The organism is Streptococcus mitis (genome assembly GCF_003942695.1).
Taxonomy (GTDB): Bacteria; Bacillota; Bacilli; order Lactobacillales; family Streptococcaceae; genus Streptococcus; species Streptococcus mitis_BD.
Genome location: NZ_RJNU01000011.1, coordinates 1 through 15,438 on the forward strand (window position 1 = coordinate 1; position 15,438 = coordinate 15,438).

The following is a 15,438-nucleotide window of genomic DNA, read 5'->3' on the forward strand; positions in this document are numbered from 1 at the left end:
AACATCCAAGCAGTCTGGTAAGCGTTTAGTGCTTGTTGTGTCGTAGCCAGTTTTCTCATAAGCTAGGAGAAGACCAGCATTTGGATCAAGCGCTTTTGTAGCTGGAAGTCCATACTCTGGGTCGAGAAGCATAGATGATGCGTATTTGGTCAATTCATCTGCAACCAAGACTTTGAGTTCTTCCATTTGAGCCACTGTTGGCTCTTCTGTTTGGTATTGAGCCATGAGGCGTTTCAAAGCACCACGTTGGTCAAAGGCAAGAGCTGAGATAATGCCATTTTCATCTGAAAGTTTTTCTAAGCGTGCACGTTTTTGTTCTGTTAAAGCCATTTTATACCTCTTTTACTATTAATTGATCATATAAAGCTTGATAGTTGGCCATATTGACATGACCTGTCATTTTTTCTTGAGCATTGAGCATACCAAGGACATTTGCCTTGATGAGTAATTCTGCATCCGATTCTTTATGAAGAAGTCCTGAAGAAATTCCTGCTACAGTAGAATCTCCAGATCCGACAGGGTTGACTACCTGAATTCTAGGAATATCTACCTTGTAGAAAGTATCCCCATGTTTTGCAAAAGCACCATTTGCACCAAGTGAAACGATAATCCACTCAATCCCTGCAAATAGAGGCTCTTGAAGAACTTCCTTTAATTCATCCAAATCTTCTGAAACTTCTTTCCCAAGAAGCTGAGACAATTCTTCGTTATTTGGTTTGATAACTGTTGGTTTGTGTGGTGATTCAAGAACCGCCTGAAGGGCAGCACCTGAGCAATCCAGAACAACTGGTTTTCCTGCGCGATTAGCAAGCTTCACCAAGTTTGCATAATAGTCAACTGGAAGACCAGCTGGAAGACTACCTGAAATGGCCACTACTTCTACAGTGTCAAGAAGATTCTCGAAATGAGCCAAGAAATCTTGCCCTTCTTGTTCCAGAACTTCAGGTCCTTTTTCAAGGATTTCTGTTTGGTTGTAACCATGTAGAATGGCGATACAGTTACGAGTCTCTCCTTGAATCGAGAAGAAACGTTTCGTTACTTTATCATCGATATGCCCTACTAAAAACTCACCAAGTTTACCACCGACCAAACCAGTAGCAAGGACAGAATCACCAAATTCTGAAAGAACTCGTGTAACATTGAGCCCTTTACCACCAGCTGTCTTGGTCACGTCCACCACACGGTTGACAGTGTCAATTTTCAATTCATCCAAAGGATAAGAAATATCAATGGATGGATTCATTGTGACTGTTAAAATCATGCGTCACCTCTTAGTCGTGGTATTCACCGCGATCCCATTTTTCAAGGAATTCTGTAAAGAAGTTTGCATCTGCTTGATGAGCATTGTGAGTTTCAACGTGCTCAATTTTCGCAATCAATTTTTTATTTTCTTCTGATGGTTTGTATTCAGCATTGATGAAAGCTTCAATGATATCGCACATAAGCAATTCACCTGTAATTTTACCACCGAAACCGATAACGTTGGCATTGAGTTCTTCTTTAGCATAAAGCGCTGTTGTCATATCACGAACCAAGGCAGAACGAACTCCTGGAACTTTATTTACAGCGTTGTTGATACCAACACCAGTACCACAGATACATACCCCAAGATCAGCTTGACCGCTTGTAACAGCTTCACCAACCTTTTTACCAAAGATTGGGTAGTGAGTACGTGTGTGGTCATAGGTACCAAAGTCGATGACTTCATATCCTTTTGATTTCAAAAATTCTGAAACCGCCATTTTTTCATCTGTTACGATGTGGTCACATCCAATTGCAATTCTCATTTTTAATTTACCTTTCTTACTGTAATCTAATTAGCACATTTTGTTCAACATATCAACACGAATTTGGTGACGACCACCGTCGTATTTACCGTTAACAAAACCTTTAGCAATATTTTTAGCCAATTCATCACCAACAAGTTGTGCACCCATAGTGATCATACGTGAGTTGTTGTGTCCACGAGTCATATAAGCTGAACGTTCATCTGAAACTTCTGCAGCAACCATTCCTTTGATTTTAGTTGCGACCATGAATGGACCAGCACCATAAGCATCAATCACGATACCAAGGTTTTGTTCTTCTTTGTTTACTTCTGCAGCAACAGCAAGAGTCACATCAACAAAGTCTTGACCTTCAGCTGTAACATCCACAACGTGGAAGTTTTCTTTTTCCAAGAAGTCTTTCACAACTTCTTTCAATCTCAAACCTGCAGCATCTGCACCGATAACAATAGACATATTGTTTACTCCTTTTTATTATTCTAGGCCAGTAAAGACTTTTATAACTAGCAGTTTACCTACAAAAGACTTTCTAGCAGTTTATTGACAAATTTGATTGAATGAGATGAATAACACCTTATCCAAGTCCAGGAAATCAATTTCCTAGAAACAAACTTTCTCCGCGAAAGAGAATATAACAAGTGATTATTTGTTTGTTACAAACATCATTTGTTGTTTACCAACATAATATACTCCTATTTATAGAAAAAGTCAACAGTAAATGTTTGTTTTTGTGGTTTTTTATCTAAAATATTTCAATATCAAAGCCAATCTGATCTACTTGACCAGGTTTTAGGAGACGAACGTTTTTCTTATCTTCTAAATGATCTCCTTCTTCAAGAGATGTTGACAAACCAGACCAAGGTTCAAAGGCAATGAAAGGTCCCTTATTCAAAGTTGACCAAATGATGAGATTTGAAAACTCTTGGAAGTGTACTTTTAATCCCTTCTCATGTTTACGAGAACGAAGGGAAATTGTTCTGGATTGCAACTCATCCAAAGTCACTGCATCAACACTAAACAGATCGTAACTGAGATCCACTTCCTTTTGCGAATCCAACCATGGACTTCTATCTTGAAAGTCTAACATGCCAGTTTCTGGGAAAGGACGTGGAACAGAGCAAGTCTCTTCTTTCTCAAACTCTAAATAGTAATCTTCATAAGTTTCGCCTTCTAGCAGAGGACAATTAAATCCTGGATGTCCTCCTATAAAGAATGGCATTACTTTATTCGTTTCTTTATTATAGATTTTGTATTGAGTACGGACAGTCTTGCCGGTCACTAGATAAGTGATTTCAAGACGGAAATGATAAGGATAGTTCTGATAAGTATTCTCATCATCTTCAATAGCAAAGGTTACGCTGTTTTCTGTTTGTTCAACTAAGTCAAATTCTTTTTTACGGACCAAACCATGGCGAGGAATCTTTCCTTTCGTTTCCGTTCCATCTGCATGACTGTAGAAGGCTGAATCTTCCCTTAAAGAGCCGCAGATTGGAAAAAGTACTGGCGCTTGTCCACTCCAGTAAGTGGCATCTCCTTGCCACAGATACTCAATGCCTTCTCGATCCTTGATCGACGACAAGGCGCCACCTAAGGTTTTAAACTGGACCGTTAACTGGTCTGATTTGATTTCAATTAACATAATATTCTCCAACTATTTTTAGATTTTTATATAAAAAACTAGGTTGCCACTCCCAACATCGGAAATTGACAACCTAGTTTTTACAATTTACATTTTATAGGAGCGAATTATTTAGCATTTGCTGCGTATTCTTCGTTACGTTTGATCATTTGTTTTCTATACCAAGCAAAGATACCTACATAGAATACAAGGAAGGCTGCTGCACCAAGGATTGCTTTGATATCACCTGTTGTAGCATTACCGATTGCCCAACCAAATAGTTTTTCGATTGGTCCTTCAAGAGTTGAGTGAGTGATCAACTGAGTTTGGCTCACACCTTCTGGGAAGGCACCTACACCTTTCGCAAGTTCAGTTGCAAATGGAGCGATAAGAGTACCTGAAAGAAGGAAGAGAGGCAACAAGAGTGTTCCGAAGATGATCATACGAAGCAATTTACCACGTGTAACAACCAAGAGAGCTGGAGTCACACCCATAGCGATGATACCTGCAAGTGGCAAGATACCATTTCCGACGTTTGAAAGAAGCACTGCTTCTACTAGCATGATTGGAGCAAGTACGTTGGCACAAGCCCAGATTTCAGCACGACCAGCAATGAAAGGCCAGTCAAGACCGATGTTAAATTTACGTCCTTGAAGACGTTTAGTAGCAACGTTTGTAATACCTTGTGAAAGTGGTTCTACGGCTGCAATGAACCAAGATCCGATAAGTGAGAAGAGCTCCAAACTGACACCGGCAGTCAAACCAAGACTCAACCAACCTTTAATAACAAGTTCCCATTTATCGGCTCCTTCTACACCAGCAACTGGGTGTGGAGTTCCCATCAAACCAATAACGATACCAAGAATGAAACCAATGAAGAATTTAGATCCCCAGAAACCGATTTTCTTGTTCAATTTTGCAGCATCAAAGTCATATTTATCAAGACCTGGCAATACTTTATCGAAGATCTTATCCAAAACCATGATAACTGGGTTCATCATGTAGTTCATGTGAGTTGAAGTCATTGGTGATGAACTTGGTGCATTAAGAAGGTCGTCGAATGTTGGTTTCATCAAGTCAGAGTTGATGATTTTCAAAACACCTACCAGGACAACTGCTGCAGTTGCGATGAAAAGTGAAACTCCTTGGCTAACACCATTGTTGTCTGCATACCATTTGATCAAAAGACCAGTGATTGACAAGTGCCAAATATCAAAGATATCGACGTCAAGTGTGTCCGTTTTCTTCATTGCAAGCATCACAACGTTGACAATCAACATTACAAGCAAGAAGTAAAGTGTCCAAGCAGATCCCCAAGTGATGGTTGCAAGTGGTGCCCAACCAACGTCAGTGATATTCAATTGAATACCAGTATTTTCAACGAATTTCGCAAGAGATGCTGAGAAAGCTCCGTTGAGCATACCGATGATAGCACCGATACCAGTAAGAGCGATGGCAAGTTTGATACCACCTTCAAGCGCTTTGGAGAATTTCACTCCAAATAGTAAGGCCAATACTGTCAAGATGATCAGCATGATGATAGGACCACCCATTTCCAAGACTGGCTTGAAAATCTTATTGGCTAGTTCGATAATGACATCCATAATAGTTCCTCCCTTTATTTTTATGGAATCTTACAAAATAATAATTAACTTAGTCCGTGTTCTTTGATAGCTGCCTCAATATTATCAAATACTGGAGCGCTCATTGCTGGAATACGGAACAAGATTGGCCCAGCTTCAATTACTGGAATTCCTGGTTCAAAACCAAGGTCAGTTGCAGCGATTGGTGTAAAGATATCATATCCTTTGATAAGGTCTTCATTCACATCTTTTACCATAACTGCATCGCAGTGAACATCGTACCCGCGGTTTGCGAGTTCTTCTTCAAGAGCACTTTTGATTTGGTGACTTGAGTTTACACCTGCACCGCAGGCAGCGAGAATTTTAATCATTAGGATTTCCTCCAATTTATATTTTTATTTAATAAACAAAGTTAAGCTGTTGCTTCAGCGATATAGGTATACAAGGCTTCTGGTTCAGAAATATTTGATAAATCTTCTAGATGACCATTCCCTGTAAAGAAATCCATTAACTGAGCAAGAATGTTGGTTTGACTCGAACTTGAATTGTTAATGATAAAGAAGAGTAGAGATACTTCCACTTCCTTATCAGGAGCAATCATATTGTGAAAAGTTACTGGTTTTTCCAATCGAACAACCACTACTTTCTCAGCCAGATTATGAACAATATCTGTATGAGGAATCGCTATGTTTGGCAAGTCCTTTCCCAGAAATTCCATATCTAAGCCAGTCGGAAATGACTTTTCACGCGTGATCAAGGCTTCACGATAAGTTGGAGTCACGATTTTTCGTTCTTCCAATAAGGTTGCTACCTGATCAAAGAGTTGTTCTTGATTATCCGCTTCTAAGCAAAACACGAGGTCTTTGTCAAAGAAATGATCTAATCCCATAACAGTTTCCCTTCTTTCAATTAACTTTTACGCTATAAGTATAACACTATATGAAATCGTTGTCAATACTTTTTGTTTTATTTTGTTTCTTTTTTGTTGATTGTGTTTTGTTAATTAATTACAATCATTATCAAACAATCTTTTTAAATTCTATTTTCGTGCATTTCAAACAAAAAAAAGACCAAAATGGGTCTTTCTGTTACTAATTTCTAATGTTATTTAGTTAATGGAAGATAAAATTTCTTCTAGCTTTTGATAGTCCTTGACACTATCGATTTCATAGATGCTGTTGCCTTCTAATTCTTCGACATACACATCTAATTCTTTGATATTATCCTTAACCATGTTGTCCCAGTAGAGATCAACAAATTCACCACTTTCGTAAGCTTTGTCAATAAAGCCAACAATCTTCTCAGCAGTTGGTGCATCCCAGAATGAAACTCCACTCAGAATGCGACCAGCTTTGCTGTCAACAATGATGTCTTGAACTTTATAGTCATCACCATAAACCAAGAACCATTCATTCTCACAGTCTTCACGATAAACACTGAAATAAGTTGAACGTTTAAGATCGTTTCTAAACATATTTTTGAAAAGATAGTTATCTGCATCAATGACATAGCTATTTGCCAAGTCTTCTTTAACGAGGTAAAGTGAGTAAAAGTTATTGTAATCAGCATACTTGTCGTTAAAGACTAAACGGACACCATATTTTTCTTTTAGGTAGTCAAATTGTTCTTTGAGGTAACCGACAACGATGATAATCTCATCAATTCCTCTCTCTTTCAAAAACTCGATTTGGTATTCTACCAAGGGTTTTTGATTAACCTTAACCAAAGCTTTTGGGGTATTTTCAGTCATAGGGCGCAGACGAGTTCCCAAGCCCGCTGCTAAAATAATCGCTTTCACACGAATCTCCTTTATTCTTTAATAATAATATAAACACCAGCCATAACAATAAGTGAAGTGATAATTGTCAGCATATCTAGCGGTGCACCTAAGAAAACAGCTGCAAATAAGACAGTCCAAACTACATAGCTTACGTTCAAACCAGTTGCTTTTGCTGGTTGCAGACGATTGATAGCAATATAGTAAGCTAAGTAAGAAATCATATTACATGCTGCAAAGACTAACATCAAACCCAGCAATTGTCCATCTGCTACTTCTGCAAATGAATGATGAGAAAAGAGGACAATGACAAGATATGACAAGAATGAGGTTACTTGGCGGATTAATAGTGCTTCAATTTCACTTAAATCACTTTCCATAGCATAGGAGCTGAGAACACTTTCACTTCCCCAAGCGATGGCACAAACTAATGCACAAAGAATTCCGATATAAAAAGAATTAACCTGCTCAACTTTGTAAGTCTGGGCAATTATGCCAGCGATAATCAACAAAATACCAAACACAGTATTCTTAGATACTTTGTGTTTCAAAATAAAAAATGCTAGTAAAACAGAAACTGCTGGGTAGATAGCTGATACTGAAGATGCAAGAGAACTTCCGATATATTTGACCGCATAAAGATTGGCCTGCATACCAATAGGCCCAGCTAGCAAGGCTCCAATAATAACACTGACATTTCGAATATTTAGGAAGATTGACAAGCGAACTTTCCCTTCTCTAATCAAGAGAAAAGCTAACAAGATAAAGATACTCAAGAAATCATGAGCAGCCGCCACTACAAAAGGAGAAAGATTTGTAAAAATCGAAAAGATATAAGAACTAATTGTCAGACCTAGCCCCCAGAAGATACCCGAGAGCAGACCGAAAGAGACACCATTTTTATTCTTCATCCTAACCTCCATAATAGGTCAAACCGTCAACAGCTCTTTGGTAACGACTCACACCATAATCTCCAAAGTCAGCGCCTTGAGCTTCTTTGTACACTGTCCACAAACTCCAGATAGTATCTTGCAAGATTTTATAGATACGAACCTTCTCACGTGATACTGGAGTTTTGTCACTCTCATAGTAGGTTAGGAAATCTTCTTCCTCTTGCTTTGTAAATTCAGACTCTAAGAAAAGAGCTGCCAAATCCCACATTGGGTCATTCATGGAAGAGTATTCCCAGTCAATCAAATACAAGCGACCTTGAGGTGACTCGATAAAGTTTTCTGGAACCAAATCGATATGACAAGACTTTCTGTCAACACCCAAATCAGCCAATCTCTTTTCGAGTGAAAATACTTCTTTTCTCACGGCTTCATAGTTGGCGTAAGGGATATTCCCCTCAATCAAGGATTCGTATTTTTTGATTTCTTCAAACGGAGCAAACTCTCCTCTTAGCTCCTTACCAGATCCATGAATGGTCTGTAGAATCGGGGCAATCTTTTCAAATTTGGTCTTGATTGATGTTGAATCAAGAGTTACTGCTGATTCGATGTACTCATTTACCTTGATTCCTGACTCAATATCAAAAAGATAATTCTTGACATCAAGATTCAAATCTTTCAACAATTCAAGATTGTATTTTTCATCTTGACGATTGATGAGCTTTTCGGTTCCTTTTCCGAAGAACTTAACAATATAGGGTTTAGAAGTTGTTTTAACCAAATAATTCTGATTGGTCATGCCTCCTAGCTGTTCAACACTAAGGACTTCCTCTTCATCAGATAGCAAAGAAGAAATTTTTTCTTTGATTAGTTTCTCCACAATTAACCTCCATCTCCTACACTTCCCACTTAAATACTGTTTTAAAAGCAGTATTTAGGTCTGTAGCAAAGACACGGTGAATGTCCTTGATTTCTCTCACTGGTTCTTCAATACAAAGAATATTTTTCAAACGATTCGCAAACTTCTTGACTTCCATCATCTGGATGGCCTTCTCAAAATCAATGCGTCCTGAGCGAGATGAACCAACCAAGAGCAAGCCTTTTTCTAAGGCATCTCGTGTATTGATATTGACCTTGTATTCGCTGACTCCCATCATGAGAATCGTTCCCTGAGGGCGAATATAACGGATCAAGTCATTGATAGCTGGACCCGTACCATCACCACCACAACATTCAAATCCATGATCAAAGGTCAAATCCTCTGGAATATTATCCGTGATGTAGCACTCTTTTGCAAAAGAGAAGAGCTCCAGTTTTTCCCAATGGCGACCAATCACGATAATCTCTGCTTCTGGCAAGGTATAATTGATAATATTGGCAACCACAAAGGCCAAGCTACCGTCTCCGATAACAGCTATGCGCTCTCGCTTGCTATGAGCGAGATTCAAGAAACGATCCATGGCATGCATACCTACACTCACAAACTCGGTAATGGCAGCAACTGTATCTTCAATGTCATTATAAGAAACAACTCGGTCTTTTGGAAGAGAGACAAATTCTCGCATAAAGCCATCATAACCACTAGATAGGAAGTAGGTTCCTGTCATGTAGTTTTCGTAGAACTCCTTGTCACTCTGCATAGGCGGTTGATTTGGAATCATGACGACCTTTTGGCCGACTTCGTAAGTCCCAGTTGGATCAGAAATAACAGTTCCACAAGACTCGTGAATCATAGCCATAGGAAGCTTTTTAGCCAATATCTTTGGATCACGTTTTCCTTGATAGTAACGTTGGTCTGCATGACAAACCGCCATATAATTTGGACGGATAAGGATATGATTCTCCTGATCAATGTCCTCTTCTTGGTATTTTACATTGATAAACTTTGGTTTGGTCAGTTGATAAATTTGATTAATCATAGCCTTAGTCTTTCTCAATCATACTTTTCGCGATTTTCAAGTCGGTCACAGTTGTGATTTTAAGGTTTGAATATTCCCCTTTAGCTAGGGCAACGTCTTTCCCTTTGATAACAAAAATCTTACATGCATCCGTCAGAATTTCCTTTTCTTGATCAGATAGGGAGCCATACAAATCCATGAAATCCGTGCAGCGGAAGGTTTGAGGTGTTTGACCCTGATAGAGGTGAGCACGATTTGGAATATCAGTGATAAACTGACCATTGGTACTTTCTACAATGGTGTCAACTGCTTCTACTACTGTGTCAACTGCATCATGATTTTGGGCCAGTTTGATATTGTCCTGAATCATGCGAAGTGTGATAAATGGACGAACAGAGTCGTGGGTAATCACGATATCCTCAGGAGTGATTGGACAGTAGGCGTCAATGGCTTCTATAATCTTCTCGATACTAGTATTGCGATCAGCACCACCCTTGGTAATGATGATACGGTCCTTGTGGAGAGAAAGATACTTTTCAACCAAGTCCTCAGCGTGTGACACCCAGTCTCCATGAACTCCAACTACAATTTTTTCAATACTCGGTTCTAAGACGAATTTTTCAATTGTGTGGATCAAAATAGGTCGATCACCCAACTCCAAGAATTGTTTTGGTAAATTACTGATTCCCATGCGTGTGCCAGTTCCTCCGGCTAGGATTCCTGCATAGATCATTTATATTCTCCTTTAGTTTATTCTAAAAAACTCATTACCATCTATTATATCATAATCTGCCTCCATCATGAAGAAAAGACAGAAAACTATCTATCTAAATTTGAGAAATAAAATTAGATTTCCCTCTATATTTTTTACTTAACATTCGGTTAATATAGAGTCCTTTAGAGTATAATACAAACCTTAAAGAAAACTTAAAATTATTTTTAAGAATACAATAAAAAGCTAGGAAATTGCTCACCTAGGCCTAGACAGCTACAGTTCCTAACTTTCTTGTTTTTATTTATGATTATGGAATAGATTACTTTTCCTGATCTTGGTCACCAATTCCTTTAACTGCCTTTTTAAATTCAGACAGCATTTTACCGATTGATTCACCAAGTTCTGGTAACCGTTTTGGTCCAAAGATTAAGAGTGCCCCTAAAACAATGATAATCAATCCTGGAGTACCGATATCACGTAAGATTCCCATTCTTTTCTCCTTTCATTTTTTCTTTACAATACTCTTGCTAATTGCAATACTAAGCTCATAGAGCGAGATTAGAGGAACAGTCATAGCTAGATCGCTGATAAAATCAGCAGGTGTCAAGATAACAGCTAGTACCAATAAAATAAAGTATGCATAACGGCGATAGGTAACTAAGAACTCTGGTCCAATCAAGCCGATCGACGTTAAAAAAGCGATGATGACAGGCAATTCAAAGATGAAACCCAAGGGTAGGGTTGTTTGAAAAACAAAGGCTAAGTAGTTCTGCGCCGTTAATTGAGTTTCAAATAATCCTTCCCCAAGTCCTAAAAGCACTTGAAGTAAGGCAGGCGTTACAAAGTAGAATCCAAAGGCTAGTCCAAGTAGAAAGCAAATAAAACTAGCTGGAATATAGGCAAAAATAGCTCTTGCTTCTTCTATTTTCAAGCCTGGTTTGATAAAACTCCAAATCTGATAAACTGTAAAAGGTAGCGTAATGGTAAAGGACATTATACTCGCTAAGCGAAAATAAATCCACAAAATATCATTTGGACCTAATACAATCAACTTTTGATTAAAAGACTGAGTCAGATAGTAGTAAAGCTGATCTGCAAACAATAAAGCTCCACAGAAGACTATAGAAAAGCAGGCTATAACAGCAATGAACCTCTTTCTAAATTCTACCAGATGTTCAATAATTGTCAATTCTTTTGTATCCATCTACTTTTCACCCTGTCTCAATGTGACAGCCAAAACAATTATCAAAAAGACTAGCTGACTTCCAATGCCTTCCAAACTTGGATAGATACCCAATAGGTCGATAGTAGGGAAACCTGGTACTAAGTGGTTAGGTGCCATATTGGTCAGCTGGAGAGCATGTAGGCTAACACCTAGCATCTTGAAGGCAAGAGCATAAATCATCCACTTCAGTAGGAAGAAGACCTTATGAGGTAGGAAAAATTGACTGGCCTTGTTCATCAGAAATGCGATAACTAGCAAGACGAACAAAGCTAGAGAAATACCTAGGATAAACTCAAAACGAGATATTCTCGGTAAAATTCCTACGTAAAATAGAATGGTCTCTGCCCCTTCACGGAAAACAGCTAGAAAACTAAGAGCAAACATGGAAATGAATGAACCTGTCTTGGTCACAGTTTTCATCTGCGAATCCATAAAGTCATTCCATTTTTTGATCGAGGATTTACTGTGAAGCCAGATACCAATCAAAATCATCATCACTACTGCGAAAATGCCAACAGCACCCTCGATAATTTCACGATTGGCCCCCGATGTTACAGCAGGAAAGGCAATTTGTAGTATAAATGCAATCACTAGACTCGCAACGATACCTGTTAGGGCTCCACCGTATATCCACTTGAGTCCTTTACGCATCTTGGCTGCTTTTAAAGTTGTGACTAGGGCCATGACGATTAAGAGGGCCTCTACTCCTTCTCGTAGGAGAATAAGCATAGCATCAAAAGTGTTGTAGCTTGCGCTAGTGTCAATTTGAGATAAATCAGCAATTAGTTTTTCTAATTTTTCTTGATATTCCTTCTCACTTCCCTTGACCATGATTACAGGACTTTCGCTTTCGACTCGGGTGTAGAGGGAAGGATTGGTCGTACTAACAGAACCTTCAACAGTTGGCCAGATAGTGATGAATTCTTTCATACTAGCTGCCCCTGCAGTCTGATCTCCAGATTTAAATTGTTCCAAAGCTTTTTTGAGAAGCTCAATGCCATCTTTGAGACTTAGATTGGAGGAAGTTTTCGCCACTTCTTTACCAGCTACGAAGTTATCAATGGCAGTTTTTAAGTCATTAAAAGAAGACTGGATAGCATTATAATCTGTCGGCTCCGTTTCGATACTACTCCGTAAGAAAGAGATAGCAGTTTCTACTTGACCATAATGAGTTGTACTGTTGTCACGGACAACACTCTCATTGATCGTCCAAGTTGAATTCATCTTTTTATAGGCTTCTCGAATTTGCTCTATGTCTTTGGAAGAAATTGCCTTATCCAAAGTCTCGAAACGTGGTCTTAAACGACTGACAAGTTTTTCCTTCTCCGCATTCAGATCTATTGGATTTTGTTCTTTTTCAAAAGCTAGAAGGGCAGAGGAGATCTGTGTCAGATTTTCTTCACTAATCTCTCCTGACAAAGCAAGTTTCTCCTTGGCAAGCTTTCCAGCATCCGAATCAGCATGTTCTACTGTTTCAAAATCCGTCGCCATTTCTCTAACTAGGGCCTTGGCTTCTGACTGATTTCCATTTTTTAAAGCCTGAGAGGCATCCGTTATCTTTACAAAATAAGAACTCAGACTTTCCTTCGCACTAACAGGAGAAATAGTTAACAAGAGAAAAGACAAAGCCAAGAAACAAATGTTAATCTTCCAATAATTTTTGACCAATATAGCCTCCTTTCTCTACTCCACCAAAGCAGGCAAAAAGACCACTACCGATGTGGGTTACATACTCATTCATCTTGTCTGTAGCTCCAAGATTAGTTTGAACCTTGACAAAATGATCTGGATCCTTTTGGAAAGAAATAAAGAGCAAGCCTGTGTCAAATTGTCCAGTTTTTTCATCAATTCCATCCGAGTATGAATAGGATCGTCTCAAGAGTGGCTTATCTACCTCTTTAGCTAATCGAACATGCGAATCATCTGGCAAAAGACTTAAATCCACTTCATCAAACTCATTCTTCTTGCCAAATGGAGCGCCACTTTCCTTGTAGCGACCAAAGGTATTTTCTTGCTCTTCAAGATTGGTTCGATCCCAAGTATCGAGAAACATCTGGATGCGACGAACGGCCATATAGGATCCATTTCCCATCCAGTCCTTGCTGTCGGCCCAGACAACACGATCAAAATCCTTTTCTTTGGTCACATTGGCTGTTCCATCTTTGAAACCAAAAAGGTTGCGTGGTGTCTCCATACGATCCCCAATAGCAGCAAAACCAGATTGACTCCAACGTAGTGTCACCGCATTTCTTCCTTTACGAATGAGGTTGCGAATAGCATGAAAAGCAACTTGCTCGTCATCTGCACAGGCTTGGATAACAATATCTCCCCCAGTATATTTTTCACGCAGTTGCTCCTTTGGAAAGGGTGGAAAATCCCTAAAAAGTTGAGGACGCTTGTGCTCCAAATTCATCTTTTTCAGGAAACTAGCAGACACACCAAAAGTCAGCGTTAAACGATGAGGATTTAGCCCCACGGTTTCTCCAGTATCACTAGGAGGCAAGAGAGCATTCTGACCATCTTTTTTGACCAATTCTCCTTCTACCAACTTGCTACTATAACCTGTCCAATCCTTAAAAAGCTGGATAATCTTATCTTTATCTGTCGTATGCAAATCTAGGACAACAAAATAGATATTCTTCTGCATAGGGGTCGTGATACCCGCTTGGTGTTTCCCATAAAAGTCAATCTTTTCATTACCGTACGAGATTTTTTCCTGCTTGTCTAGCTTAGGCGCTAAAAAAGCGGAGGCACCAGAGAGACCAAGTGCTAGACCAGCACCTCCAATACCCGCTTTTTTTAGAAATTCTCGACGGTCCATTTTTTTCTCAAAAAACTTTTCGTCTTTCTTAGTCATACCGCTTATTCTCCATCAAGAAATTTGCCCATTTGTGATAGAGGTTCACCAAGTTTTGTCACGGCTTCAGCCAATTCTTTGGTGTCTTCTTTTGTCAAATCTGTATAGAGTTTATAGTGTTCCTTGTCTGTCATATGTTTGTCCAACAAGCTATTAACAGATTTGAAATCAGCTTCTAATTCTTTGACTAGGTCAGCATCTGATTTTTCAAGGAGAGGTTTAAATAGTTGGAAAATTTTCTCAGCACCTTCAATATTAGCTCGGAAGTCATACAAGTCTGTATGAGAATAAATTTCTTCTTCACCTGTAATCTTGCTTGTCGCTACTTCATTGAGCAAGTCAACTGCTCCAGTCAACATAATCTTGTGATCTACTTCAACAGTCGCTACCTTAGCCTTCAACTCTTTGATATCATTGACAAGCTGATCACCATAACTTTCGGTCCCCTTAGTTGTGTTTTCTTCCCAAAGGATACGCTCGATACGGTGGAAACCTGACCAACCTTCCTCGGTCTTATTTTCATCCACATAGTCTGCTAGACGAAAGTCAATCTTAACGTCAGATTCACCAAAACTCTCAGCGATTGGCTCGGAGCGTTCATAAGCCATACGAACAAGTGGATAAGCTTTCTTGGCTTCCTCCAGTTTTCCGTCTTTTAAAAGCTGGACAAATCCTTCTGTATCCGTTAAGAGTTTGTCAATTTGTCCTTGAACAAAAGTCTTATAATCTGCGGTTGCCTTATCAAGTAGTTTTTGTTTGTCATCTGATAAAGCTGTCACCTTAGAGGAATCATTTGTCTCGGTTGATTTTTCAAAACGGACTGCACATGCTGTCAATAGCAAAGCAGAAGATAAAAGGACAACACCTAGTTTTTTCATTAGTTACTCCTATTGGTTCAGGAAGCCTGAATTTATTTTACGTTCCATTATGACATCCTTTCCTTAGTTTTTCAATAAATTGTCAGAAAATTTAATATTTGAGAATTTGAAGTAGCATTTTTCGCAAAATTAGAAAGGGCCTAAAAATTAGAATCGTAGAACTTTTTTCAGATAGTTTAAAAAGTTTGTATTCCCCTACTCTTTTCTCTA

The 15,438-nt window shown here is 38.9% G+C and carries 17 protein-coding genes and 1 pseudogene; all 18 read right to left on the reverse strand.

From position 1 onward, the window contains the following. A pseudogene (locus D8852_RS08075) lies at window positions 1-330 on the reverse strand (tagatose-bisphosphate aldolase); the annotation flags it as partial. Between the two features lies 1 nt (window position 331). Further along, the gene (locus tag D8852_RS08080) at window positions 332-1,261 is read right to left on the reverse strand and encodes a tagatose-6-phosphate kinase (RefSeq protein WP_125426124.1); all 930 of its coding nucleotides are present in this window, start codon (window positions 1,259-1,261) and stop codon (window positions 332-334) included. Window positions 1,262-1,271: 10 nt separating this feature from the next. Beyond that, entirely contained in the window at window positions 1,272-1,787 is a 516-nt protein-coding gene (gene lacB, locus D8852_RS08085; protein WP_001216908.1) for a galactose-6-phosphate isomerase subunit LacB, read from the reverse strand. A gap of 30 nt (window positions 1,788-1,817) precedes the next feature. After that, entirely contained in the window at window positions 1,818-2,243 is a 426-nt protein-coding gene (gene lacA, locus D8852_RS08090) for a galactose-6-phosphate isomerase subunit LacA (RefSeq protein WP_000029277.1), read from the reverse strand. A gap of 286 nt (window positions 2,244-2,529) precedes the next feature. Further along, window positions 2,530-3,426, reverse strand: a complete 897-nt coding sequence (locus D8852_RS08095) for an aldose 1-epimerase family protein (protein WP_125426127.1) — start codon at window positions 3,424-3,426, stop codon at window positions 2,530-2,532. 107 nt (window positions 3,427-3,533) lie between these two features. Then, complete coding sequence (locus D8852_RS08100; protein ID WP_000382511.1) at window positions 3,534-5,009, reverse strand: PTS galactitol transporter subunit IIC; 1,476 nt, start codon at window positions 5,007-5,009, stop codon at window positions 3,534-3,536. A gap of 44 nt (window positions 5,010-5,053) precedes the next feature. Then, complete coding sequence (locus tag D8852_RS08105) at window positions 5,054-5,359, reverse strand: PTS sugar transporter subunit IIB (protein WP_000590545.1); 306 nt, start codon at window positions 5,357-5,359, stop codon at window positions 5,054-5,056. 41 nt (window positions 5,360-5,400) lie between these two features. Beyond that, window positions 5,401-5,877 (reverse strand): PTS sugar transporter subunit IIA, encoded by a 477-nt coding sequence (locus D8852_RS08110; protein WP_185755606.1) that lies wholly within the window; start codon window positions 5,875-5,877, stop codon window positions 5,401-5,403. A gap of 219 nt (window positions 5,878-6,096) precedes the next feature. Continuing rightward, on the reverse strand, window positions 6,097-6,786 hold the full coding sequence (locus D8852_RS08115) for a sugar phosphate nucleotidyltransferase (RefSeq protein ID WP_125426133.1): 690 nt from the start codon (window positions 6,784-6,786) through the stop codon (window positions 6,097-6,099). A gap of 11 nt (window positions 6,787-6,797) precedes the next feature. Continuing rightward, a complete protein-coding gene (locus D8852_RS08120) occupies window positions 6,798-7,676 on the reverse strand; it encodes a DMT family transporter (RefSeq protein WP_125426135.1) in 879 nt (292 codons plus the stop codon). Window position 7,677: 1 nt separating this feature from the next. Further along, window positions 7,678-8,535: a phosphotransferase family protein gene (locus D8852_RS08125; protein ID WP_125426138.1), complete on the reverse strand. Its 858-nt coding sequence runs from the start codon at window positions 8,533-8,535 to the stop codon at window positions 7,678-7,680. Between the two features lie 16 nt (window positions 8,536-8,551). Further along, the gene (locus D8852_RS08130; RefSeq protein WP_125426141.1) at window positions 8,552-9,574 is read right to left on the reverse strand and encodes a ribitol-5-phosphate dehydrogenase; all 1,023 of its coding nucleotides are present in this window, start codon (window positions 9,572-9,574) and stop codon (window positions 8,552-8,554) included. 4 nt (window positions 9,575-9,578) lie between these two features. Then, a complete protein-coding gene (locus D8852_RS08135; RefSeq protein WP_125426144.1) occupies window positions 9,579-10,286 on the reverse strand; it encodes a 2-C-methyl-D-erythritol 4-phosphate cytidylyltransferase in 708 nt (235 codons plus the stop codon). Between the two features lie 301 nt (window positions 10,287-10,587). Continuing rightward, window positions 10,588-10,758, reverse strand: a complete 171-nt coding sequence (locus D8852_RS08140; RefSeq protein ID WP_125426147.1) for a twin-arginine translocase TatA/TatE family subunit — start codon at window positions 10,756-10,758, stop codon at window positions 10,588-10,590. Between the two features lie 12 nt (window positions 10,759-10,770). After that, window positions 10,771-11,472, reverse strand: a complete 702-nt coding sequence (tatC, locus tag D8852_RS08145) for a twin-arginine translocase subunit TatC (protein ID WP_125426150.1) — start codon at window positions 11,470-11,472, stop codon at window positions 10,771-10,773. After that, window positions 11,473-13,161, reverse strand: a complete 1,689-nt coding sequence (locus D8852_RS08150) for an FTR1 family iron permease (protein WP_125426153.1) — start codon at window positions 13,159-13,161, stop codon at window positions 11,473-11,475. Further along, entirely contained in the window at window positions 13,136-14,350 is a 1,215-nt protein-coding gene (gene efeB / locus D8852_RS08155) for an iron uptake transporter deferrochelatase/peroxidase subunit (RefSeq protein ID WP_125426156.1), read from the reverse strand. Before efeB ends, D8852_RS08150 begins: the two co-directional genes overlap by 26 nt. A gap of 5 nt (window positions 14,351-14,355) precedes the next feature. Further along, a complete protein-coding gene (gene efeO, locus D8852_RS08160; RefSeq protein ID WP_125426159.1) occupies window positions 14,356-15,228 on the reverse strand; it encodes an iron uptake system protein EfeO in 873 nt (290 codons plus the stop codon). Between the last annotated feature and the right edge of the window lie 210 nt (window positions 15,229-15,438).